The sequence below is a fragment of the Cupriavidus sp. YAF13 genome, assembly GCF_052113425.1.
GTDB lineage: Bacteria > Pseudomonadota > Gammaproteobacteria > Burkholderiales > Burkholderiaceae > Cupriavidus.
Genome location: NZ_JBFRDD010000028.1, coordinates 98,684 through 106,616 on the forward strand (window position 1 = coordinate 98,684; position 7,933 = coordinate 106,616).

Here is a 7,933-nt window from a genome sequence, read left to right on the forward strand (position 1 = left end):
CAATCATGCCGTGCGCTCGCCTCGGGCGGGCCCGCGTCAAAGGGTTTCGGCGCTGGCTCGCTCGCTTCAGACCTCTGGCGCCATTGGCGCTAGCCGCGCTGGTGGCGTTCCAGCCACCACTCGCCGCCGCCAATGAGCTCAGCATGGTCCGGCAAGCATTTGCGCAACAGGTGTCCCGCCATCTCAGCCTCCCGGCGGCCGTCGCCGTGCGGTATGCCGGCTTGCTGGCGTCCGCGCTGCAGGCAGACGGGCGGGAGGCCGACGCGGGTGACTGGGCTGTGCTGGTCGATCGCAACCCGCGCGTCCAGGCCGCCATGCTGTTCGCGCGGCCCGCCGACGATGCGCCTTGGCAGTGGGTGGGCGCCGCGCCCGTCTCGACAGGCAAGCCAGGCACTTTCGATCATTTCATCACGCCGACCGGTGTATTCAGCCACAGCATGGACAACATGGATTTCCGCGCCGAGGGTACCTACAACGAAAACGGCATCCGCGGCTACGGCGTCAGCGGGATGCGCATCTATGACTTCGGCTGGGTCGATGCCCAACGTGGCTGGGGCAAGGGCGGGGAGAGCCAGATGCGCTTGCAGATGCATGCCACCGATCCGGACCGGCTTGAATCTCGGCTGGGCCACCCGGCTTCCAAGGGATGCGTGCGGATCCCCGCCACCCTGAATCGCCTCCTTGACCACTATGGGCTGCTGGATGCCGACTACCTGGCTGCCGCGCAGCGCGGTGACTCGCTCTGGATCCTGGCACCGGGCCGGGCGCCGGTAGCCCGGCCGGGGCGCTACCTCGTGATCGTGGACTCGGGCGCGCACGCAACGTCTGCGCCGCACGGGGGTGAGTAGTATCGAATCCGGCGGAATGCGATGCCGCTTCCGCCACTATCCGTTGTTCTTAGGGAGAAAATGGCAATGACGAATGCGGCTTATAAGAAGATTGTGGTGGCAGTGGATGGCAGTGCGACCTCCGACCTGGCGCTTGCCGAGGCAATCCGGATCGCGGGCACCGGGGGCGCGCAAGTCCTCGCCTTGTATGTCGTGGACAACGGCCAGCTTATGTTCGATGTCGCGTATTACGACCCGACGCCTGTGCTGCAAGCGTTGACTGACAGCGGCGAGCGCGCGTTGGCCGCTGCCGCGCAACGCCTCGGCGCGCAGGGCGTGCGCCACGAAACGCGGCTGGTCGCCCAGCAGGCCGTGGGGGGTGACATTGCCAGTGCGGTAAACGATGCAGCCGCCGAGTGGGGCGCAGACCTTATCGTGATCGGCACCCACGGCCGGCGTGGCGTGCGCAGGCTGGTCCTGGGCAGCGTGGCCGAGTCCGTGATCCGGCAGGCCAGCGTGCCGGTGCTCCTGGTGCGCGGCCAGGCGGCGGAAGGCTGAGCCTTCAGCCCGCGAATCGGATGTGCCCGCTGCGTAACAGGATTTCCCGCGCCTGGGTGAGTTCGAACAGGCCTTCGGCAATGCGTTCGATGCGCTGCCGATGGCTGGTAAACGCCCGCACCAGGTCCTCCTCGCGTGGGGAGCGGGCGCCGAAATGGGTCTCGAGCGCCTCGGCCGTGATCGAATACAAGGTGGGTTGCCCGTTGACAGTGGCGGGGCAGGAGAGGGTCAGGCTAGCCGCACAGTAGGTGGGAACGCTGCGGGGAAAGGATATTTCGGGCATGGCGTGCTCACACCGGTCACTGAGGGATGGAACCATTCTAGGAGATCGTTCCGATCCGCGATGAACGCGGAGTGCTGGGCTTTGACCGTCATCAACCCGGATATGGCAAACGCGGGCCGTTGGGTTTGGGCTGGCTGCCAGCCAGCCGGTGCACGGCGGCCACGGCTGCATGGGCGGCGTTGATCTGGGCCGAGGCGAAGCCGGCCTGTTCAACCAGAAACCGGTCCAGCGGCGCCGCGGAATCAGGCAGGAACCCGCTTGCAAGCGAAGTCACGCCTGCGCCGGGGTTGGCTGCCAGGTCGGACAGCTGCGCGGCGAGGCCTTGCAGGACTGCCTGCGTGGCCGGTTCCGGCTGGCTTTTGCCCGCTTGGCCCTCTAGCCCGGCGCGCACCAAGCCAGCCAGCGCTGCCATGCGCCGCAAGGCCAGGTGCAGCTGGGCGTACTCGCGGGCCAGCTCTGGAGCGAGTTCTGCCGCGCCCTGCTGCAAGGTTTGATCCGCCCGGCTGGAAGTACGTCCGGCCGCCATGCGCAAGGTTTCCAGCCGTGTCTGCGTCGGTGCGGGCGAGCGCGTGGGCGAGGCAGTGAACGCGCTGGCGCCGGCAAATGCTGCCCGCAGGTACGCTGCGTTTGCCACCAGGGCGTCGAGGCTATGGCGATACACCCGCGACAGCTCGGCCCGCGGCGCCAGCACGTAGTAGCTGGCCAGGGCGATCAGGCAGCCCAGCGCCGTGTCGATGCCCCGCAGCGCGGCAAAGTGGCTGCTGTCCGCCGCTGGGGCCCCGACCCACGAGAACAGGATTACCGCGGGCGTCAGGCACATCGCGAAGGCACCGGGACTGCCGGCGAGCCGGCACGTGTAGGCGGCCGCCAGGCAGGCCGCGCTGATTGCCAGGGCCAGCGGCGCCGACGGGTGAGCCAGGCCGATGGCACAGGCCAGCAGCGCGCCGGCCAGGGATCCCGCGAAGCGCAGGAACGAGATCCTGCGCGTGGTTTGCAACTGGGGGCTAAGCACCATGATGACGGTGACCGCCACCCAGTATCCGTGATCGACTCTCCAGAACTGCGCCGGCATCAGGCTCAGGCTGCCAGCCAGTGCCAGCCGCACCGCATGGCGGGCCACGCGGGCATCGCGGGCGGTGTGCTCCGCAACCACGGCGCGCCAGCGTTGCCATGTCCGGCGCACGGTGCGCCGTGGCCAACGGTACTCGCGGCGCCAGTCGCCGAAGGCCGGATACCGGGCCAGTGCGCTCAACGCAGCCTGGTACAACGGCGGCGCCCCGGCATTGGCCAGCKGTGCATGCAGGCGGCGCAGTTCGCCGGCCAGCGCCGCGCATAGCGACGGCAGGTCAGGCGCGTGATGGGCCAGACTTTCGCAGGCCTGCTCCCGGACATCGGTGACGCAGCGCAGCAAGTGGCGCAGCGGCAGGTGCTCCGCACTGCCCGTGTCACCGGCTTTGGGGCCTGCGTCATCGGCCCGGCTGCGCAGTTCGGCGGCAACGATCAACAGGGCGAACATGGCATCGGCCAAGCTCACCACGTAGGCATAGTGCATCAGCCCAAGCGGGTCCCGCAGGCTGCGCCGCATGTTGATCGCCTGATGCGCAGCCTCGATACGTTCGCGGATGTCGCGCTTGATGGCCGTCRCATCGCCTACGGGCGCATCGGCCGCCAGATCGGAAGCAAAACGCAGCAACGCATCGAACATCGCCAGTATCTCGGCGCGCGGCCGCGTGTCGCGAGCGGATCGGATGAGGGCTAGGCTGACGACGCAGGCGAAGATGCCGCCGAGCAGGAATTCCTGGCTGCGGGCCAGCACACGCACAGCCAGCTCGGCCTCGCCCGCCGGTTGCAGGCAGGAGGCGATCAGCACCACGTAGAGCAGCTTGGCCGACAGCGCGGGCACGGGGCCGCGGGTCTCGGCCAGCCCGGCGGCCAGCCCAGCGAAAAGCACCAAGGCCAGCGCCGTCCACGGCGTCACCGCTGCAGCGGTGCCCAGGGCACATGCGGCCGCACCGCCAATGCCGACGGAGCCCAGTGCGGCCAGCCGTTCGGCGGCGGTGCCGCGGCGATCGGCCAGGCAGGTCCAGATAGAAGCCGTTGCCGCCCACAGATAGCCAGCTTCCCCGGTAAGCCATCCCGTGCCGGCCAGGACCAGGAACGAGAAGGCGTAGACCAGGCCTCTTTGCAACATCGAAGCATCGGGGCGGGGCGGGCGCAGCGCGGAAATCATGTCGGCAAGAAGGGTGGGCGCTGCGAGGCGGAGATTCGCCCTGCCAGGCGCAAGAGACAGGTTGACTCTACGGGATCGAATGTTGCGTCGCAACATTCTGCGCGAAATTCGAGGTTTTACACCGGAGCGGTGCGGCTTGGCCTTCTCTTGGTGCAGTGGCTGAGCTTCTTTGGTGCGCTGGGCAGGATCGGCTGCGGCCGGTGCCGTGAGCCGCCATAGCAAGGGCAAATCATGGCGATTGGCAAAACGCGGGCAAAAAAAACCCGCGCAGTTTCGTGCGCGGGCTGGAATCCACCGAGGTGGTGGAGGAGACAGACTCCACTATATATGATTTGCTGCGTCGCACCAAGCGGCATATAGACCAAGCGTGTCTGGCTTCACAAACATGTTGTATGTGAGCAACAAAATGGCGGTTTAATACATCGGAAGCTCGTTTTCTCTCACCTTTTGCCCTGTTTTTGTCGAGTGTTTGTCGGCAATTCATCTGGTTTATCGCGACACGGCGTGCCCGTTTCAGCGGAAGAACAGATAGGCGATGCCGACCGCGGCGCACAATCCCACAAGATCGGCGAACAAGGCACAGGCAAGCGCGTGCCGTGTGTTGCGGATGTTGACGCTGCCGAAGTACACGGCGAGCACATAGAAGGTGGTTTCGGTCGAGCCCTGGATGATCGCGGCGAGCTTGCCTTGGAAGGAGTCGACGCCATAGGTGCTCATGACGTCGATCATCAGTCCGCGTGCGCCCGCGCCAGACAGGATTTTCATCAACCCGACCGGCAACGCGGGGACGAAGGCGGTGTCCAGGCCCAGCCAGGCAAAAGCGGTGCTCAGGCCCTGCATCAAGACATCCATGCAGCCGGTCACCCGAAACAGCCCGATCGCCACCAGGATTGCCACGAGATAGGGAATGATCTGCACAGCCACGCCAAAGCCTTCCTTGGCGCCGTCGATGAAGGCCTCGTAGACATTGATGCCGCGCACGGCACCGCAAATCAGGAAGACCACGATCAATGTCAGGATGAAGCCGCTGCCAGCCAGGGCGGTGGCGGTGCTCACCTGTTCCGGGGGCGCGTGCCGCAGCCAGAGGAAGAGTCCGCCGACAGCCGCCGCCAGCAGCCCGAAGGCGGCCAGCACGGCAGGCTTGAGCAGGTTGAGCCGCTGCGCCCAGGCCACTGCCAGCAAGCCGGCAACGCAGGACGCGCAGGTGGCGAGCAGGGTCGGAAGGAAGATATCCGCGGCATTGAACCCGACCAGGCCTTGCTTGACCGCGATCGCCTGCCGCATGGCGATCACCGAAGTCGGGATCAGCGTCAAGCCAGCCGTGTTCAGCACGATGAACATGATCTGCGCGTTGCTGGCTGTGTCAGCGCGCGGATTGAGCGACTGCAGCTCCCGCATGGCATTGAGGCCGAGCGGCGTCGCCGCATTGTCGAGCCCCAGCATATTGGCCGATACATTCATCATTATCGCGCCCTGGGCCGGGTGGCCCTGGGGAACGCCAGGGAAGAAGTGGCGCAAAAGCGGATTGACCGCGCGCGCGAAGACGTCGACGACGCCGGCGCGCTCACCAATGCGCATGATGCCCAGCCACAAGCTCATGACGCCCGCCAGGCCAAGCGAAATCTCGAACGCGGTGCGTGCGTTGTCGAACAGGCTTGCGAGCATCGCCGGAAATACCGCGATATCGCCTGTTGCCACACGAATGCAGGCGACGACGAAGGCGAGCAGGAAGAAGGAGAGCCAGACCAGGTTAAGAGCCATCGGCGAATCGCAGGCGGGGTTTGGGAGAGGCTACGCATCATAGCCTGCCGGACCCGTGCCCCCGGCACATGGGTGGCGCGTGCTGCCAGCGTCGGCGCGCCCTGGCGTGAGCCTTGGCACTGGCAATGTGTTGCGCAAAAACCGTAGTGCGCCGGTATACAATGCGGACAATACCGCCGCGGTCGCATTGCCCCTCAGCCTTCCGGGCCAGCGCCGCGGTCCCTGATCCCTATGACACCCGTCCGCGATGGCTCGCCCGCGCGCCACACCCGAGGACAGTGTCTCGCTGACCAAGCCAGAACCTATGTCCGACGCCCATGGTACCGAACACGCACTTCCTGGTTCGGATTCCGCCGGCGCCAGCCTTGGCGCCCAGCACTCCCCATTGTTTGCCCTGGTGACCGATACGTTGCGTGAGCGTATCCTCGGCGGGCAATACAACCAGGGCGAGCGCCTGGTCGAAAACAAGCTTTCCACTGAACTCGGCGTGTCGCGCATCCCCGTGCGGGAAGCGCTGCGCGCGCTTGCCGCCGAAGGCCTGGTGCGCATCGAGCCCCGGCGGGGCGCCTCGGTGGCGACGCTGTCGCCGAACATCGCCAAGGAAATGGTCGAAGTGCGGGCAACCCTGGAGGGGCTAAACGCCAAGCTGGCTGCCCAGCGCCGTGATCCTGCCCTGATCGCCGAGCTCAGCGAAGTGCTGCGCCAGGGCACCGAGGCCGCCGCGAGCGGACGCTCGGAGCGCTTCATCGAATTGAACACCCGCTTCCATGAGGTGCTGGGCAATATCGCGGCCAATAGCGTGCTGCAGGATATGGTGCGTACGCTCAGGGAGCGCACGGGCCTGCTGTTCGCGCCGGCCAACGTGACGCGTGCCCGGCAGAACTGGGAAGAGCACGCGCAGATCCTGCAGGCCGTCATCGCCGGCGATGCGGATCTGGCGGCGCTGTTGGCAACGCGGCACGTCTACAGCGCTGCCAAGGCAGCCGAAGATGTGGCCGAGGCCGGCGCTGCGGGTTCTTGAGTGCTGGTAGATAGTATTCGATATACGAAAGCGATCCCGCACCGGGTCAAGTCAGCACCTGTCGCTCCTGTGGCGCTGCTTTTCGTTGATTCCATTGGCATTTCGGGGCGCTCTTGCAGCTACCCAACGCCCCGGAATGGGGCGTTTGCGAGCCTCGACATGACGCGGTGCACCAAAATTCGGTATACTGTCAATCCTGATGAACCACAATAGGGATTGACCATGGACTACCCGACGCCCACCTATTTCCGGCAGTCGGTTGGCGAGCAACTGCTGGCCCACTATGCCGAGCGCGACGCTGTGCGCCATTGCACCCCGCTCCTGCCTATCCGCTGGCCCAGCCTGCGCCCCTTGTTCCGCCGCCAGTGCGTGCGGGGCCAAAAGCCGGTTTGAGCGCACGGCCTAAGAGGCCGTTTCAGAATGAAGCGAAGCGGTTCTGGCTAGGCGCGCGGCCGCAGACAGTACAAGTGGATCGGCCAAGGCAGCGCAACGACGCCAGCATCTTTTGGATATGGCCTCTAAGATAGCGCGGCCCCGCGCGCCGCCAGCAGGGCGCGCAATATAGAGCGGTGGCATCTTTCCTCGTGTTCGCAATAACAGCCAATCGAGAAATTCGTTTGCTGTGACATCGCGGCCAGCAGATCCAGTGTCCTGCTGGCTTCCGGGCGTGCCATTTCCGCACGAAAGTGCCGCTCGAATGCCCGCCATGCCTTTTCGTCCCCTCCAGCCTGTATGTCCAAGGCCTGTGCAACCAGTTCGGCGGAGGGCGAGAGGTTCGGAAACCACACGTCGTAGTAGTCCCGCTTGGCAAACTCGGCTTTCGGCACGCCCCGGGGCGGCCTGCGTACGGTGCCGATGCGGATTCCCTCGTCGGGCAGTCGGGGCGAACCCAGTTTCACGATGCGGATGGTCATGCAAGTTCCTCCTTCTATATAGAGTGATCCGCGGGCGCAGCGGCGGACCCTGTCGTGTGCCGCCCGGGCCTGTCCGGCGGCCATAGTTTGCCGCAGTCAGGTGGCTGGGGGCTAGTGCCGTGGCTTGGTGGTGCCGGCCAGTCTTCACGGGTCTTTTGCGGCGCTTTTCTGTCGATGCCAGAATCATTTCAGAAAACGCTTGCCAAGGCCGAGGGGGTCCCCTATGATTCGCCCCCTCGCAACACGAAACACCGCTGCAAAGCAGACGGGACAAGGGTTGCGGGGTCGGCAGGGGTGGTTGGCGGCGCGCATGGCGCAGCGAGCTGAAGGAAAAAAACC

8 protein-coding genes are annotated in these 7,933 nt (G+C 65.7%); 4 read left to right on the forward strand and 4 right to left on the reverse strand.

Features of this window, described 5'->3' with window-relative positions:
- Positions 1-5 precede the first annotated feature (5 nt).
- Positions 6-848, forward strand: coding sequence for a L,D-transpeptidase (locus AB4061_RS22150; RefSeq protein ID WP_441637527.1), 843 nt, complete (start codon positions 6-8; stop codon positions 846-848).
- 66 nt (positions 849-914) lie between these two features.
- Positions 915-1,385 (forward strand): universal stress protein, encoded by a 471-nt coding sequence (locus AB4061_RS22155; RefSeq protein ID WP_441637551.1) that lies wholly within the window; start codon positions 915-917, stop codon positions 1,383-1,385.
- A gap of 4 nt (positions 1,386-1,389) precedes the next feature.
- Here the strand turns inward: AB4061_RS22155 and AB4061_RS22160 are convergent, their stop codons facing one another.
- From AB4061_RS22160 to AB4061_RS22170, 3 genes are all read right to left on the reverse strand, one after another.
- A complete protein-coding gene (locus AB4061_RS22160; protein WP_183032748.1) occupies positions 1,390-1,668 on the reverse strand; it encodes a DUF1488 domain-containing protein in 279 nt (92 codons plus the stop codon).
- A gap of 91 nt (positions 1,669-1,759) precedes the next feature.
- A complete protein-coding gene (locus AB4061_RS22165) occupies positions 1,760-3,859 on the reverse strand; it encodes an FUSC family protein (protein WP_441637529.1) in 2,100 nt (699 codons plus the stop codon).
- Positions 3,860-4,411: 552 nt separating this feature from the next.
- Positions 4,412-5,659 (reverse strand): nucleoside recognition domain-containing protein, encoded by a 1,248-nt coding sequence (locus tag AB4061_RS22170; protein ID WP_441637531.1) that lies wholly within the window; start codon positions 5,657-5,659, stop codon positions 4,412-4,414.
- Positions 5,660-5,963: 304 nt separating this feature from the next.
- Here AB4061_RS22170 and AB4061_RS22175 point away from each other — a divergent pair, with 304 nt between their 5' ends.
- Positions 5,964-6,680, forward strand: a complete 717-nt coding sequence (locus AB4061_RS22175) for a GntR family transcriptional regulator (RefSeq protein WP_441637533.1) — start codon at positions 5,964-5,966, stop codon at positions 6,678-6,680.
- A 222-nt stretch (positions 6,681-6,902) separates the two neighbouring features.
- Positions 6,903-7,073: a hypothetical protein gene (locus tag AB4061_RS22180; RefSeq protein ID WP_441637535.1), complete on the forward strand. Its 171-nt coding sequence runs from the start codon at positions 6,903-6,905 to the stop codon at positions 7,071-7,073.
- Positions 7,074-7,198: 125 nt separating this feature from the next.
- Here the strand turns inward: AB4061_RS22180 and AB4061_RS22185 are convergent, their stop codons facing one another.
- Positions 7,199-7,594 carry a DUF488 domain-containing protein gene (locus AB4061_RS22185; RefSeq protein ID WP_441637537.1) on the reverse strand — a complete coding sequence of 132 codons (396 nt, stop codon included), beginning with the start codon at positions 7,592-7,594 and terminating at the stop codon, positions 7,199-7,201.
- Positions 7,595-7,933 lie beyond the last annotated feature (339 nt).